The organism is Agrobacterium tumefaciens (assembly GCF_005221325.1).
Taxonomy (GTDB): domain Bacteria; phylum Pseudomonadota; class Alphaproteobacteria; order Rhizobiales; family Rhizobiaceae; genus Agrobacterium.
The window spans coordinates 2,061,244-2,075,733 of the sequence record NZ_CP039889.1 but is presented as its reverse complement, the minus strand read 5'-3'; the positions used below and the strand labels follow the sequence as shown (position 1 = coordinate 2,075,733).

Sequence of the window (14,490 nt, the reverse complement as noted above, 5' to 3'; positions counted from 1 at the left end):
GGAAACGCTGGGATTACCGGAACAGCGACGGCAACCACAGGGACAGCGACGGAATATAGGTAACGGCCAGCAGCACGGCGATGCTGGCTCCGAAGAACGGCCAGATCGTCCGCATCGCTTCCCGTATCGATATGCCGCCGACCGCGCAGCCGACAAAGAGCACCGTCCCCACCGGCGGCGTGTTGAGGCCGATGCCGGCATTCAGGATCATCACCACGCCGAAATGTACGGGATCAATGCCGAAGGCCTTCACGACAGGCAGAAGCACCGGCGTGGAGATGATGACCATCGGCGCCATATCCATGAAGGTGCCGAGCAGCAGCAGGATGACGTTGATGACGAGCAGCACGATGATCGGGTTATCCGAAATTGCGCTGATTGCGGCAATCATCAGCGTCTGCACCTGCAGGAAGGCCATCAGCCAGCCGAAGGACGCCGCCGTGCCGATGACGAGCAGAACCATGGCCGTGGTACGGACGGCCCCCATCACGGCTTCCACGAAACCGTCCCAGTTCAGCTCGCGATAGACCAGCATGGCGACGAGGAAGGCATAAAGCACGGCAATGCAGGAACTTTCCGTGGCCGTGAAGACGCCCGAACGCACACCGCCGAAGATGATGCCGATCAGGAGAATGCCGGGGAACGAGGCCAGCAGATAATACATCAGCTTGGAGAAACCCGGGAACGGCTCTGACGGATAACCCTTGCGCCGGGCGACGATATAGGCCGTGACCATCAGGGCGGCAGCCAGCAGCAGGCCCGGAATGATGCCGGCGGTGAAAAGATCGGCCACCGAGACATTGCCGCCCGCCGCGATCGAATAGAGGATCATGTTATGCGAGGGCGGGATCATCAGCGCGATGATGGCGGCATTGACGGTGACGTTGACGGCATAGTCCCTGTCATAACCGCGCTTGGCCATTTGCGGGATCATCAAGCCGCCGACGGCCGACGCATCGGCGACGGCCGAGCCGGAAATGCCGCCGAACAGCGTCGAGGCGACGATATTGACCTGGCCGAGGCCGCCACGCAGGTGCCCGACGAGACCGGCGGCAAACCGGATGAGGCGATGGGCGATGCCGCCGCGCACCATCAGGTCCCCTGCGAAGATGAAGAACGGGATCGCCATCATCGCAAAGACATTCATGCCGGAATTCATCTGCTGGAACACCACGATGGGCGGCAGGCCGAGATAAAGAACCGTGGCGAAGGAGGCGATGCCGAGGCAAAAGGCGATCGGCGTGCCGATCAGCATCAACAGGGTGAAGACACCGAAGAGAATGGTGTAAGCCATTATGCGGCCTCCTGCACGATCACGTCTGCCGCTATGTCCTCACCAATGGCAAGATCGACGAAACGTTCGGCGGCAAACAGCGCGATGAGGAAACCGCCACCGATCAGCGGGAAGAAATCCGTTCCGCCCGGCCAGCCGAGAACTGGAATGGTCGCCGTCCAGGTGCCCATGGAAAGCGACGTGCCATACCAGGCCATGCCGGCGCCGAAGAAGAAAATGAGCGCGAGGCTAGTGAGGTCCATGCCCTTCTGCACACGGGGCGGCATCATGTAGCGCAGAATATCGAGCCCGAGATGCACGCTCTCGCGCACGCCGACTGCGGCCCCCAGCATGATGAACCACGACATGAGGTGCAGCGACAGCGGCTCCGACCAGCTGGGTGAATCATTGAGGATATAACGGGCAAAGACCTGCCAGCCGACGATAAGCGTCATGGCGATCATGCCGATACCGGCAATATAAAGCGACGCGTGGCTGAGCGCGCCGAGAAAAGGGCGGATTGCCCGCATGAAATTTCGCATTGTCTGTTCCTCCCGCGTCAACGGCGACAAAAGAAAACCGGCCCTGTTTCCAAGGCCGGTTTTCCGCGCGTTACTTGACCGCTTTCACCCGTTCCAGAAGGTCTTTCATCTTCGGATCGGTGACGAACTTGTCGTAGACCGGACCCATCGCCGCAGCGAATTCCTCCTTGTTGACCTTGATGACGTTGGAGCCGCCGGCGTGGACCTTTTCTTCCGACGCCTTTTCGCGGGCACTCCAGAGTTCGCGCATCTTGCCGACGGAGTCCTTTGCCGCCTGGCGCAGCAGCTTCTGGTCTTCCGGCGACAGCTTGTCATAGGAGATCTTGGAAATGACGAGGATTTCCGGGTTCAGCGAATGTTCCGTCAGCGAATAATTCTTCGCGACTTCATAGTGGCGGGCGGATTCGTAGGACGGCCAGTTATTTTCTGCGCCATCGACGACCCCGGTTTCAAGCGAAGAATAGACCTCGCCCATCGGCATCGGCGTCGGGTTGGCGCCGAAGGCCTGCATCATCGAAATCCACAGATCCGACTGCTGCACGCGGATTTTGAGACCCTTCAGGTCCGCCAGTTTTTCGATAGGCTTCTTGGTGGTGTAGAAGGAACGCGCGCCGGAATCGTAAAAGGCAAGACCGATGAGGCCGTGCGGTTCAAAAGCCGCCAGAACCTCATCGCCAATCGGGCCGTCGACGGTGTTATGCATGTGCTCCGTCGAACGGAACAGGAAAGGCAGCCCGAGAACGGTGGTTTCCTTCACCAGATTGTTGAAAGGTGCTGCGTTGACGCGGTTCATGTCGATGACGCCGAAGCGGGTCTGCTCGATGGTGTCTTTTTCACCGCCGAGAACAGAATTGTTCATGACCTGCACCTTGATGCGGCCATTGGAGCGCTCCGACAGAAGCTCGCCCATATATTTCACGGCTTCAACCGTCGGATAACCGTCCGGGTGGATGTCTGCAGAGCGCAGGGTGATTTCCTGCGCGCTGGCGGACGCGCCTGACAGCGCGATCCCCATCGCGACGCACATCATGCTTGCAATCTTTTTCATGCTTTCCTCCTCCATTGTTGAAACGGCCCAGCCCCTCCAAGGCTATCGGACCGATTTTTTCACGCCCATCCGGGCCGGCATGCAAAGTCCTTTCACTTGAACAAGATGATGAGGCCTCCCTTCCCCAACCATCCCGAATAAAACTAGGCCGCCTTGACTGGCGACAACTTGAACAACGCTTCCGGGTTTTCGACCAGCGCCCGATCGCGCGCCGCCTCATCCGGCAACCAGCCGAGCGTCAGTTCCGCAAGGCGGGCATCGTCGGGATAGGCGGCCGTTTCGCGCACCGAATTATGCGGCCAGTTGGTGCCCCAGACGATGCGCTCCGGCGCGTGTGCGGCGATCACCCGCGAAAAGGCGGCGACATCCTCATAGGGCCAGCTTTCGCGGGAGCTTTCATAAACGCCGGCGAATTTGAACCAGAGATTGCCACGATCGATAAGCTTTAGAAGCGCCGCCATTTCCGGCCCATCCGTCTTGATGCCCTTGAAGAACTTGCCGTGATGATCGAACACCCAGCGCGAGCGGATTTTCTGAAGGCGCGGCAGATGGTCGAGAAGACCGTTGCCATCGAACTGCACCGCCACCATCCAGTCGGCCGCATGTGCCCGCTCATCCACCGCTTCCAGCTCGGAAAGGTTCACCGCACCGCCCGGCAGATCCATGATGCGCGCACCGACCGCACCGGCGGCGATGAGCTTTTCCATGTCCTTTTCGGTCGTGGTCGCATCGATGATGACCACGGCGCGGGCCACCTCGCCCATCTCGGCAACGCAGGCGAGCGTGTTGCCATTGTCGCGCTGTTGGGCGTTGCCCTGCGTGATGATGACCCTGCCTATGCCGAGCCATTGCATGAGGCGACGATAATCCTCCGGCCCCGGCAGGGCGCCCGGCGGCAGGCCGGGACCGCCCGGCAAGGCGGGATAGTGGGGCAGATACATGTGCATCTGCGTATCGACCGCTCCTTTTGGGAAAGTAGGGTTCGGCGCTGTGCCGCTCAGTTTTCTGACGAGTTCGCTCACGGGTCTGGCATCCTGAATTCACTCAATGCATCGCGGTTGATCTCGATGCCGAGACCGGGACCATCGGGAATGGCGACAATGCCGTTCACGGCCTCGAGAGGCTCACGCAACACGGCCTGGCGGAACGGATTATGGGTGCGGTCAAATTCCATGATCGGCTCGATGGGATTGACCCGCACCGGATCGGGCGTCATCGCCGCCATGAATTGTAGTGCTGCGGCAATCTGCACGCCGGTGCCCCAGACATGCGGCACGATGCGCACGCCGTGCAGTGTCGCGAGCGCGGCGATCTTCTGGGTTTCGGAAAAACCGCCGCAGCCGCAGAGATCGGGCTGGAGAATATCCACGGCACCGGCGGAAAGCGCCTGCCACATGCCGTAACGTCCATGCCAGGTCTCGCCACCCGCAATCGGGATCGGCTGGCCGGCCCGCACCCGGGCATAGGCATCCAGCTGTTCGGGAACCACCGGCTCCTCAAACCAGTCGATACCGAATTCGGCTGCGCGATTGCCGAGCATGATGGCTTCGGTAACGGTATAACCGTGATTGGCGTCGATCATCAGCCGCATATCCGGCCCGATCGCGTCACGCACGGCAGCGATGACCCGGAGGTCTTCTTCGATGCCGAAGCCGATCTTGATCTTGCAGGCGTGAAAACCTTCCGCCCGCCGCTCCGCCATCTCCGAGGCATTGTCGGAGACGCGGTCCACCTTGTCACGCTTGAAGCTGCCGGTGGCATAGGCGCGCACGCTTTCGCGCCAGCGCCCGCCAAGCAGCATCGAGACGGAAGCGCCGTAATGTTTGCCCTTGATATCCCAGAGCGCGATATCGATGCCGGACAAGGCCGTGAGGCTGAGGCCGCGCTGGCCCTGATCGCGCAGGGCATTATAAAGCACGGCCCAGATTTTTTCGGTCTGGCGCGGGTCCTGGCCGATGAGCCAACCGGCGTAAGCCTGAACCACGGCGGCGTTCGGTCTTGCCGGGCCGAGGCATTCGCCCCAGCCGACCGTTCCGTCATCGCATTCGATCTCCACCAGAACATGGGCGCGACGATCAAAGCGCATGGATGCGCTTTCAAACGGCGTGTCCAGCCGGTGTTCGAGCAGATGCGTGCGCACCGCCGTTATTTTCATGGCTCCCCTCCCGTTATGCCGTGATCAGGCCCCCTAATCAGGCTTTGCGCTTGTGCGTGCCGATCAGGGCTTCGAGCATGCCGATTTCCTCATTCGTCAGGTCCTTCAGCGGTGCGCGCACCGGACCGGCATCAAAGCCCTGCAGTCGAACGCCGGCCTTGACGGCGGAGACGGCGTAACCCTTGGCGCGGTTGCGGATCGCCATGAACGGATAGAAGAACTCCGTCAGGATGCGCTCGCAGGTGGCGCGCTCGCCGGCACGCAGCGCCGCGTAGAACTCATTGGCAAGACCCGGCACGAAGTTGAAGACAGCAGAGGAATAGGTGGTGAAACCGGCGCCGAGATAGGCTTCGGCAAATAGTTCCGCCGTCGGCATGCCGCCGAGATACATCAGGCGGTCGCCCATCTTGGCGGTGATCTGGCGAACGAGGCCGATATCGCCGGTACCGTCCTTGAAGCCGACAAGGTTCGGGCACTCGTCGCAAAGACGCGCCAGCGTATCGGCCTGCAGCACGGAATTGTCGCGGTTATAAACCATGACGCCGATACCGACCGACTGACACACCTTTTTGATGTGGGCGTAAAGCCCTTCCTGCGGCGCATCGATGAGGTAATGCGGCAGAAGCAGGATACCGTCAGCACCGACCTTTTCCACGGAGCGGGCAATATCGACGGCAATCTCGGTGCCGTAACCGCAGCCGGAAACGATGGCTGTTTCGCCGGCCACTTCCTTGGCGGCGGCGACGATTGTGGGGATTTCATCTGGCTTCAGCGAGAAGAATTCGCCCGTGCCGCCGGCGGCAAACAGCACCGGTGCTTTATAACCGGCGAGCCATTCGACATGCGCCCTGTAGCTGTCGGGTGCAAAACGGCCCTCGGAATCGAAATGGGTGACCGGGAAAGACAAAAGACCGGAGCCGAGCGCCGTCTTGATTTGTTCAGGGTTCATGAGCGAAATTCCTCTGCAAGTTCGTTGACTGAAAGCCACCTAAACCGCTTGCCGTATATTTGTCAACAAGTCATCATACAAGTTATATGATGAATTTTGAAAACTGGCGCGGATCACCGCGCCAGCCAGCCACCATCGACATTGAGAATGGCGCCATGCACGTAATCTGCAGCCGCAGATGACAGGAAAACTGCCGCCCCGGCGATATCTTCCGAATGCCCCCAGCGGCCGGCCGGAATGCGCTCCAGAATGGCCTTGTTGCGGGCTGCATCGGCGCGTAGCGCCTCGGTATTGTTGGTTTCGATGTAACCGGGCGCTATGGCATTCACATTGATGCCCTTCGCCGCCCACTCATTGGCCAGAAGCTTGGTGAGACCGGCCACGCCATGTTTCGCCGCCGTATAGGACGGCACACGAATGCCGCCCTGGAAGGATAGCAGCGAGGCGATATTGACCACCTTGCCGGAGCGACCTTTCGCCAGCAGCTCTTTGGCGAAGGCCTGCGTGGTGAAAAACAGCGCCTTGAGATTGACGTCCATCACCTCGTCCCAGTCAAGTTCGGAAAACTCGACGGAATCGGCGCGTCGGATGATACCGGCATTGTTGACGAGAATATCGAAACCGGCGTCAGCAAAGCTGTCCTTCGCCGCCAGCGGATCGGAAAAATCGATGAGCAGCGCACTCGCTTTGCCGCCTTCCTTGGCGATGATATCCAGCGTTTCATCCGGCGCGCGGCGCGCGGCGCAGACCACCTCAGCCCCGGCGGCGGCAAGACCCACCGCAATCGCCTGGCCAAGGCCCGTATTCGCCCCCGTGACGAGCGCCTTGCGCCCTTCAAGCGAAAAGGGATTTCTCATTTCAGATCCCCCGGCTGGATGAAGTCCATGTCGGTATAATCGACATTGTCGCCGGCCATGGCCCAGATAAAAGTGTAGGAGCCGATGCCCGCGCCGGAGTGGATCGACCAGGGCGGCGAAATCGCTCCCTCTTCATTCGAAATAAACAGATGGCGGGTTTCCTGCGGCTCGCCCATCAGATGCAGCACACGCGACTTTTCATCCATGCCGAAATAGAGATAGGCCTCCATGCGGCGGTCATGAATGTGCGAGGGAATCGTGTTCCAGACCGAGCCGTCCTCCAGCATCGTATAACCCAGCACCAGCTGGCAGCTTTCCATGACCAGTGGATGGATGAACTGGTTGATGGTGCGCTTGTTGGAGGTTTCCGTCGCGCCGAGCTTGACTTCCTTGCTGTTGGCAAGCGTGACGAGCTTGGCTGGCAGGCTGCGATGGGCCGGGCAGGAGGTGATGTAGAATCGGCCTGCCCCGTCAAAGGTAACAGCACCGCTGCCCGCGCCGAGATAAAGCACGTCGCCGCGATTGAGTGTGTAGGTCTCGCCGCCGGCGCTGACAGTGCCGGTCTCACCAATATTGACGATGCCCATTTCGCGACGGTCGAGGAAGGACGGCGTTTTGGTTTCTTCCACCTTGTCCAGCGTCAGCGGCGCGCCATTGGGCACCGCACCACCCATCACGAAACGATCGTAATGGGTGTAGATCAGCCTGACTTCACCGGACCGGAACATGTCGTTCGCAAGGAAATGCCGGCGGAGCCCTTCGGTATCCAGCGTTTTTGCATATTCCGGGTTCACGGCCTGCCTGGTTTCGACGGTCAACATCAAACTCATCCTTCATGATTGTTGCGTATGGCACATAATATATGTTATCCGCTTTTTGTACGATCTGTATGACAAGGTCAAGAGGCGGCAACGCTTTGGGCCACACCGAAGACGCAGAAAAGGCTTGGAAGAATGGCGATGAAACGGCTTCTTGTTACCGGTGCGGCAGGCCAGCTTGGTCGCGTGATGCGCGAGCGCCTCGCGCCGATGGCGGAGATAGTGCGCCTTGCCGATCTCTCCTCGCTCGATCCGGCCGGGCCGAACGAGGAATGCGTGCAATGCGACCTTGCCGATGCGGCGGCCGTGGATGCCATGGTTGCCGGTTGCGACGGTATCGTGCATCTCGGCGGCATTTCGGTGGAGCGGCCCTTCGAGCAGATTTTGCAAGGCAATATCATCGGGCTTTATAATCTCTATGAGGCCGCCCGCGCCCACGGACAGCCGCGCATCGTTTTCGCCAGTTCCAATCATACGATCGGTTATTATCCCCAGACCGAGCGGCTCGGTCCTGACGTTCCCGTCCGACCGGACGGTCTTTACGGCGTCTCCAAATGTTTCGGCGAGAACCTCGCCCGCATGTATTTCGAGAAATTCGGGCAGGAGACGGCGCTGGTGCGCATCGGCTCCTGCACCCCTGAACCCACCAATTACCGCATGCTGTCCACCTGGTTTTCGCACGATGATTTCGTGTCGCTGATCGAGGCGGTGTTTCGCGCGCCGGTGCTCGGCTGCCCGGTTGTGTGGGGCGCGTCGGCCAATGACGCCGGCTGGTGGGACAACTCGCATCTCGGCTTTCTGGGATGGAAACCGAAGGACAATGCCGAGGCCTTCCGGCAGCATATTGCCGAGACAACGCCACAACCGGACCCGAAAGACGTCATGGTGCGGTTTCAGGGCGGCGTGTTCGTCGACAACCCTATCTTCAAGGAAACATGATCCTCCCGAGCAGATGGCGGGATTGCAAGCCGGGCCACGAATAACGTATCGAGGACATCCGGACGCAATCCTGCACACTTTTTAGAACGGCGATGAAGATGACAAAAGCGACAACCTCCGAACCGGCAGCTCCGCAAGCCAAAACGCTTGTGGTGAAGGTTTCCGAGGAACTCCGCAGCCAGATCGCCAAGGGCCGTTACAAGACCGGCGACCGCCTGCCCTCCGAAGCGCAGCTGACACAGGAATTCGGCGTGAGCCGCACCGTGGTGCGCGAGGCGATCGCCTCGCTGCGCTCCGATGGTCTCGTCGAGCCGCGTCAAGGCGCCGGCGTCTTCGTGCTGGAACCGGCACCCGTGGAGCGACGACCGTTTCACAATGTCGATCTTGCGCGCGTCTCTTCACTGATCGAAATGCTGGAACTGCGTACCGCCGTGGAAGGCGATGCCGCCGGCCTTGCCGCCATTCGCCGCTCCCCGGCGCAAGAGGAAAAGATCATCGAGGCTTTCGACGCGTTCCGCGCCAGCGCCGCCAAGGGCAGCCCGACGGCCGAGGCCGATTTCGCCTTTCATCTCGCGGTGGCCGAAGCGACCAACAATCCCCGTTTCAGCGAATTTCTGCAGGTGCTTGGTCCCACCGTCATTCCCCGCCGTGCTGTCGCTGAAAACGGCTCGGAAACTGTGCTTTCACCCAATGATCTCAGCCGTCTCGTCGGCGAACATGAAGCAATCCTGATCGCCATACAGGACGGCAATGAGGAGGAAGCGCGAAGCGCCATGCGCAACCACCTGAAAAGCAGCCAGACGCGTTACCGCGCCATGTTGCGTGCACCACGCTGAGACAGCTTAGCTGAACCGCCCTGAACCGCATTGCAAGACTGAGGAGAACGACATGCAGCAGCTTCCGACATTTCCCACCGTTTCACCCGACGATGGCGTCGAACGCACCGTGCTTTCCGAAGCGCCCGAGCTGATGGTCGTGTCCTTCCGCTTCAAGACCGGTGCCGAGGGAAAACTGCACAGCCATCCGCATGTGCAATCCACTTACGTCGCCAGCGGCAGCTTCCGCTTTTACCGCGACGGCGAGGCCTATGACCTTCAGAAGGGCGACAGCCTTGTCGTGCCCGGCCACATCGAGCACGGCTGCCTGTGTTTGGAAGAGGGCGAGCTGATCGACTGCTTCACCCCGCGCCGCGACGATTTTCTCTGAACCGGCGTTTAGTTCGCGGATAAATCCCTGAGAGTGCGTGGCAGGTTGTTCATGCACTCTGCGCCGGACGATGTGACAAGGAACTGATCCTCGATCATCAACGCGCCCAGCCCCTCCCCATAAAAAGGCGCTTCGAGCGCGACCACCATGCCGGGAAGAATAATTTCCGCATTGTCATGGGAAAAGAACGGCCATTCCTCGATGCCGACGCCGCCACCAACGGAATGGCCGAAATGGCCGCGATAATATTCGCCGAAACCTTGCCCGCGCATCGAGGCCAGCATGGCGGCATGCACCGCGCCGAAGCTGTTGCCGGGACGAAGCGCTTCCAGCCCGGCGACAAAAGCCGTTTCCAGCGCTTTGAAGATATCTGTAGCCAAGGGCGAGACCGGCCCCCATGAGAAGGTTCTTGCGCCATCCGAGGAATAACCATCGACCAGCGTGCCGACATCGGCTTTGATCAATGCGCCCGGCGTCACCACGGCCGCCATATCCGACAAGGCGGGTCCAACTGATATGTAGTCCCAATGTCCGCTCAGCGAAAAACCTGATGTCGTGGCATGTGCCTGTGCGCCTGCCTTCCAGGCGGCGGAAAGCCCGCCAAGCGCCGCTCCCGGCCTGACGGCTGCCGCCATTGCGACCAGCCCTGCCTCAGCCGCCGCCGCCGCGCGTCGCAGAAGTTCGATCTCGCGTTCGGATTTCACCGCGCGCAGACGCCGCAGCACGGCCGAACCATCAATCCAGTCGATATCGGGAAGCGCCTGACGCAGGGCGAAAAAATCGGCGGCCGGCATGAATTCGAGATCGGCACCGATGCGCGCCGATGATAAACCGCGCTCCCGCAGGAGATCCGCGAGAAGGTTGAAACAGGCGGCGCGGTCAAACGTCTCCGGCCTCGGCCCACCCGAATTGTTGCGGCGATAAGCGTCATCCACCTGCTCGACATTTTCGGCACCGGACAGATCGACCATGTCGATCCAGATACGATGGCTACGCAGATCGATATCAGGCGCGGCCCGTCTGACAAGCGGGGCGGCGTGATCGCTGACGACGGCGGCGAGCCCCACCCCGGCATCGGCCGGCACCAGCGCAATCGCCGAACCCGCCCTGCCCCACATCGTCGCCACGCCGGCGTGAGCGCCGACCGCATAACGGAAGGCTTCTGGCTGGAACAGCACCAGCGCATCGATATCGGCTTCCCGCATCAGCTGCTGCGCACGGCTTCGGTCGATATCGCCCATGGGAACTCCGGTAGATCGTTTGCCTGCCGTGTTTCGCGGCGCGTTGTATGAACCTCCGCTTTAGCAGTCACCGGGAGAGGAAGGAAAGTGGAAGATAACAACTTGGCTGGGAAGGTCGCCAGTTGAAGCGAGCGGGTGCCGCTTGTTTCTTCTCCCCGCCGGGGAGAAGTCCGCGGCAGCGGGATGAGGGGCGAGGTCTCAGAATTCCGGCAACGTTGCCCCCTCATCTGCCCTTCGGGCATCTTCTCCCCGACCGGAGAGAAGAAACACGCGGCGGCTTCTTGCCCTATCCAAACGAGGCGGCGGAAAACACGCCGCCTCATTACTTTCACGCCTCCAGCCATTTCACCTGCTCAGCCGTCAGCGCGATATCCAGCGCCGAAAGACTGTCTTCCAGCTCCGCAATCGTGCGCGGCCCGATGAGCGGGATGACCGGGAAGGGCTGGGCGATGACATAAGCGAGCGCGATGTGGATCGGGTGGCGCCGAAGTTTCTGCGCAAGCTCGATTGCCCGGTCGCGACGAACAAAGTTGCGGTCGGAATACCAGACGCGGACGATCTCCTCGTCATCCTGCTTGTCCCGCCCGGCACGCTCGGTGAAGAAACCACGCCCCTGGCTGGACCAGGCAAAGTTGGGGATCTGGCGGGATTTTAGCCATTCCTTCCACTCATCATCCGAAGCCGCCACGCAGCCCGCCCAGATCGGATCGAGCATTTCGGCAAGCGAGAAATTGTTGGAAAGCGCGCCCGGGGCCTGTTTGCCGTTTTTCTCAGCATAGGCGGCCGCCTCATCCATGCGCTCGCGCGTCCAGTTGGAGCCCCCGAAAATGCCGCGAATGCGGCCGCGCTTGACCTCGGCATCCATGGCATCGACGAACTCGCCGACGGGAACATCCAGATTGTCGCGATGCATGAAATAGGCATCGACATAATCCGTCTTCAGCCGCTCCAGCGACTGATCGAGCTGCCTGGCGATCATATCCGGGTAGCAGAGTGGCGAATGCGCGCCCTTGCCGATCAGCACGATCTCCTCGCGCGGCACGTTGCGGCTGGTGTGCCAATCGCCGAAAATCGCTTCGGTCTTTCCCGCGCCATAGACATAGGCCGTATCGAACAGATTGCCGCCCGCCTCGTAATAGGCATCCAGCGTCAGGGATGCGGAGGCGAAATTGGGGAAGAATTCGAACCCCAGCGCGACCACGGAGGCAGGCTTGGCAAGGCCCGGTATCTGCCGCTTCGGAACCGTACTTCCGGCCACAACCTTGCCACCGGCAATATTGGCGATGCGCGATGTCGCCTTTTCGACGCTATATTCAAGGCCGACCGAGGCGCGCCATTGATCCATGACCCGCAGGTTGCCGAGGCTGTCGGCCCAGGCCATGCCGGGTGCAGCGAATTCGTTTCTGCCCTGGCGGATTGCCTCACCCGCCGCATCGACCTCGAAGGAATAGAGCCAGCGATCCTCCGGCACTTCGATGGTCTCGACCTTGTCGCCGCGGATGATGTCAATGCGGCCGGTGCCGCCCTTGTGGCCAGAAGCGAACCAGAAATCCTTGACCTCGATGCGGCCTTCCGAACCGATGATGCGCAGTACATTGTCCTGCGCCGCCATGATCGAGCACGAGACTTCGGCGACGATGCCATTGGGGAATTTCAGCACGGCCGAGGCCCATTCATCCACCCCCGACTGGCCGAGATGGGCCACACCTGCCACCTTTTCCGGCTCGGCAAAGGGCTTGTCCTCGACTGCACCGGCAATCAGCCGCACCATGGAGACCGGATAACCGCCGACATCGAGAATGCCCCCGCCCGCCGTTTCATTGGCAAACAGCCGGTGATCGGCCCGGAATGAGCCCATGCTGAAACCGAAACTGGAGCGGATGATGCGGATATCACCGACCGCACGGGCTTTCACCAGTTCCAGCAACTTCGCCGTCTGCGGATGCAGGCGATACATATAGGCTTCGCCGGCGAAAACGCCGGCCTTTTTCGCTTCGTGGAAAATGGCGTCGGCATCATAGGCCGAGAGCGCGATGGGTTTTTCCACCAGCACGTTCTTGCCGGCCCGGATCGCCTTGATCGCCCATTCGGCATGGCCGGTATGGGGTGTGGCGATATAGACGGCATCGATATCGGGATCGGAAAGCAGCGCGTCGTAACCCTTGATGATGCGCGCGCCGGCGAAGGCCTCGGCAAGGCCGGGCTTGCCCGGATTGCGGGTGGCGATGGCCTCCAGCCTGCCGGTGCGGGAATGGGCGATACCATCGGCAAAAGTCTTCGCGATGGTGCCGGGACCGATGATGCCCCAGCGGATCGGTTGTTCGGTCGTCATGAAATCCTCGTCTTACATTGGTGCTTGGGAAGAAATCAGCGCAGGCGTTCGCCCTTGCTGTCGAAAAGGAAAGCCTTGCGGGCGGAAAGACCGACCGTCAGCCGGTCGCGATTGCCGACATCGCGCGATTCCGGCCGCTCGATGATCAATTGCTCGCCGCCTTGAGCGCGCGCATAGACATAGCTGGTATTGCCGAGATGCTCGGCGACATCGACATGCACGGTGAGATCGGCATCGCCCGCACCCGCATCGGCAAAATGCTCCGGCCGGATGCCGAGCGAGACTTTGGCGCCCTCGTTCAAACGGTCCTTTACGGGCACGGTCAGCCGCACCGCGGGATCGCTATCGAGCGAGAGCGTGACGCTTTCCGCGCCACTGCCGATGATGGTAGAGTCGAGAAAATTCATCTTCGGCGAACCGACGAACCCGGCAACGAAGCGGTTGGCGGGATCGTCATAGAGATCGAGCGGCGCGCCGATCTGTTCGATATTGCCCGCCCGCAGCACCACGATCTTGTCGGCCAGCGTCATTGCTTCCGTCTGGTCGTGGGTCACGTAAATCATCGTGGTGCCGAGCTGTTTGTGCAGGCGGGATATTTCCACGCGCATCTGCACCCGCAGTTCCGCATCGAGGTTCGACAACGGCTCGTCGAACAGAAACACCTGCGGTTCGCGCACGATGGCGCGGCCGATGGCGACACGCTGGCGCTGGCCGCCGGAAAGCTGCTTCGGCCGGCGCTGCATCAATTCGTTGATCTGCAGAATTTCGGCGGCGCGGTTGACCCGCTTTTGCGTATCGGCCTTGGGGTTGCCGTTCATTCTAAGGCCAAAGGAGAGGTTTTCGGCCACCGTCATATGCGGATAGAGCGCATAGGACTGGAACACCATGGCAATGCCGCGATCGGCCGGGTCGGCATCACTCACCGTTCTGCCGCCAATCACGATATCGCCACCGGAAATATCTTCCAGCCCGGCGATCATTCTGAGAAGCGTGGATTTGCCGCAGCCGGAGGGGCCGACGAAAACGACGAACTCCCCGTCCTTTACCTCCAGATTTGCGCCATGGATCACTTCCAGCGCGCCGTAACGCTTGACCACGTTGTTGAGCGAAAGTTCCGCCATGCGGCCCCC

Annotated in this window: 14 protein-coding genes; 3 read left to right on the top strand and 11 right to left on the bottom strand. The window is 60.8% G+C overall.

Annotated features, from left to right (window positions below):
• Nucleotides 1-13: 13 nt before the first annotated feature.
• From CFBP5499_RS24470 to kduI, 8 genes are all read right to left on the bottom strand, one after another.
• Nucleotides 14-1,294, bottom strand: coding sequence for a TRAP transporter large permease (locus CFBP5499_RS24470; RefSeq protein WP_080827736.1), 1,281 nt, complete (start codon nt 1,292-1,294; stop codon nt 14-16).
• Nucleotides 1,294-1,815, bottom strand: coding sequence for a TRAP transporter small permease (locus tag CFBP5499_RS24465; protein WP_080827737.1), 522 nt, complete (start codon nt 1,813-1,815; stop codon nt 1,294-1,296). Before CFBP5499_RS24465 ends, CFBP5499_RS24470 begins: the two co-directional genes overlap by 1 nt.
• Nucleotides 1,816-1,885: 70 nt before the next feature.
• A complete protein-coding gene (locus CFBP5499_RS24460) occupies nt 1,886-2,863 on the bottom strand; it encodes a TRAP transporter substrate-binding protein (protein WP_080830091.1) in 978 nt (325 codons plus the stop codon).
• A gap of 143 nt (nt 2,864-3,006) precedes the next feature.
• The gene (locus CFBP5499_RS24455) at nt 3,007-3,885 is read right to left on the bottom strand and encodes a D-galactarolactone isomerase (protein WP_080827738.1); all 879 of its coding nucleotides are present in this window, start codon (nt 3,883-3,885) and stop codon (nt 3,007-3,009) included.
• Complete coding sequence (locus CFBP5499_RS24450) at nt 3,882-5,018, bottom strand: D-galactarolactone cycloisomerase (RefSeq protein WP_080827739.1); 1,137 nt, start codon at nt 5,016-5,018, stop codon at nt 3,882-3,884. The genes CFBP5499_RS24455 and CFBP5499_RS24450 overlap by 4 nt, the downstream gene beginning before the upstream one ends.
• 37 nt (nt 5,019-5,055) lie before the next feature.
• A complete protein-coding gene (gene kdgD / locus CFBP5499_RS24445; protein WP_080827740.1) occupies nt 5,056-5,967 on the bottom strand; it encodes a 5-dehydro-4-deoxyglucarate dehydratase in 912 nt (303 codons plus the stop codon).
• Between the two features lie 113 nt (nt 5,968-6,080).
• Nucleotides 6,081-6,824 carry a 2-dehydro-3-deoxy-D-gluconate 5-dehydrogenase KduD gene (gene kduD / locus CFBP5499_RS24440; RefSeq protein ID WP_080827741.1) on the bottom strand — a complete coding sequence of 248 codons (744 nt, stop codon included), beginning with the start codon at nt 6,822-6,824 and terminating at the stop codon, nt 6,081-6,083.
• Entirely contained in the window at nt 6,821-7,645 is an 825-nt protein-coding gene (kduI, locus tag CFBP5499_RS24435; RefSeq protein WP_080827742.1) for a 5-dehydro-4-deoxy-D-glucuronate isomerase, read from the bottom strand. The genes kduD and kduI overlap by 4 nt, the downstream gene beginning before the upstream one ends.
• A 138-nt stretch (nt 7,646-7,783) precedes the next feature.
• Between kduI and CFBP5499_RS24430 the strand changes: the two genes are divergently transcribed.
• The 3 genes from CFBP5499_RS24430 (at nt 7,784) to CFBP5499_RS24420 (ending at nt 9,787) form a co-directional block, all read left to right on the top strand.
• Nucleotides 7,784-8,581 (top strand): NAD-dependent epimerase/dehydratase family protein, encoded by a 798-nt coding sequence (locus CFBP5499_RS24430; RefSeq protein WP_080827743.1) that lies wholly within the window; start codon nt 7,784-7,786, stop codon nt 8,579-8,581.
• Between the two features lie 98 nt (nt 8,582-8,679).
• Nucleotides 8,680-9,417, top strand: coding sequence for a FadR/GntR family transcriptional regulator (locus CFBP5499_RS24425; protein WP_080830092.1), 738 nt, complete (start codon nt 8,680-8,682; stop codon nt 9,415-9,417).
• 52 nt (nt 9,418-9,469) lie between these two features.
• On the top strand, nt 9,470-9,787 hold the full coding sequence (locus CFBP5499_RS24420; RefSeq protein WP_003499912.1) for a cupin domain-containing protein: 318 nt from the start codon (nt 9,470-9,472) through the stop codon (nt 9,785-9,787).
• A gap of 8 nt (nt 9,788-9,795) precedes the next feature.
• Here CFBP5499_RS24420 and CFBP5499_RS24415 read toward each other — a convergent pair whose 3' ends face one another.
• The 3 genes from CFBP5499_RS24415 to CFBP5499_RS24405 all read right to left on the bottom strand — a co-directional run bounded on the left by CFBP5499_RS24415 (nt 9,796) and on the right by CFBP5499_RS24405 (nt 14,481).
• Nucleotides 9,796-11,028, bottom strand: coding sequence for a M24 family metallopeptidase (locus CFBP5499_RS24415; RefSeq protein WP_080827744.1), 1,233 nt, complete (start codon nt 11,026-11,028; stop codon nt 9,796-9,798).
• Nucleotides 11,029-11,356: 328 nt separating this feature from the next.
• On the bottom strand, nt 11,357-13,360 hold the full coding sequence (locus CFBP5499_RS24410; RefSeq protein WP_080827745.1) for an aldo/keto reductase: 2,004 nt from the start codon (nt 13,358-13,360) through the stop codon (nt 11,357-11,359).
• 35 nt (nt 13,361-13,395) lie between these two features.
• A complete protein-coding gene (locus CFBP5499_RS24405; RefSeq protein ID WP_080827746.1) occupies nt 13,396-14,481 on the bottom strand; it encodes an ABC transporter ATP-binding protein in 1,086 nt (361 codons plus the stop codon).
• Between the last annotated feature and the right edge of the window lie 9 nt (nt 14,482-14,490).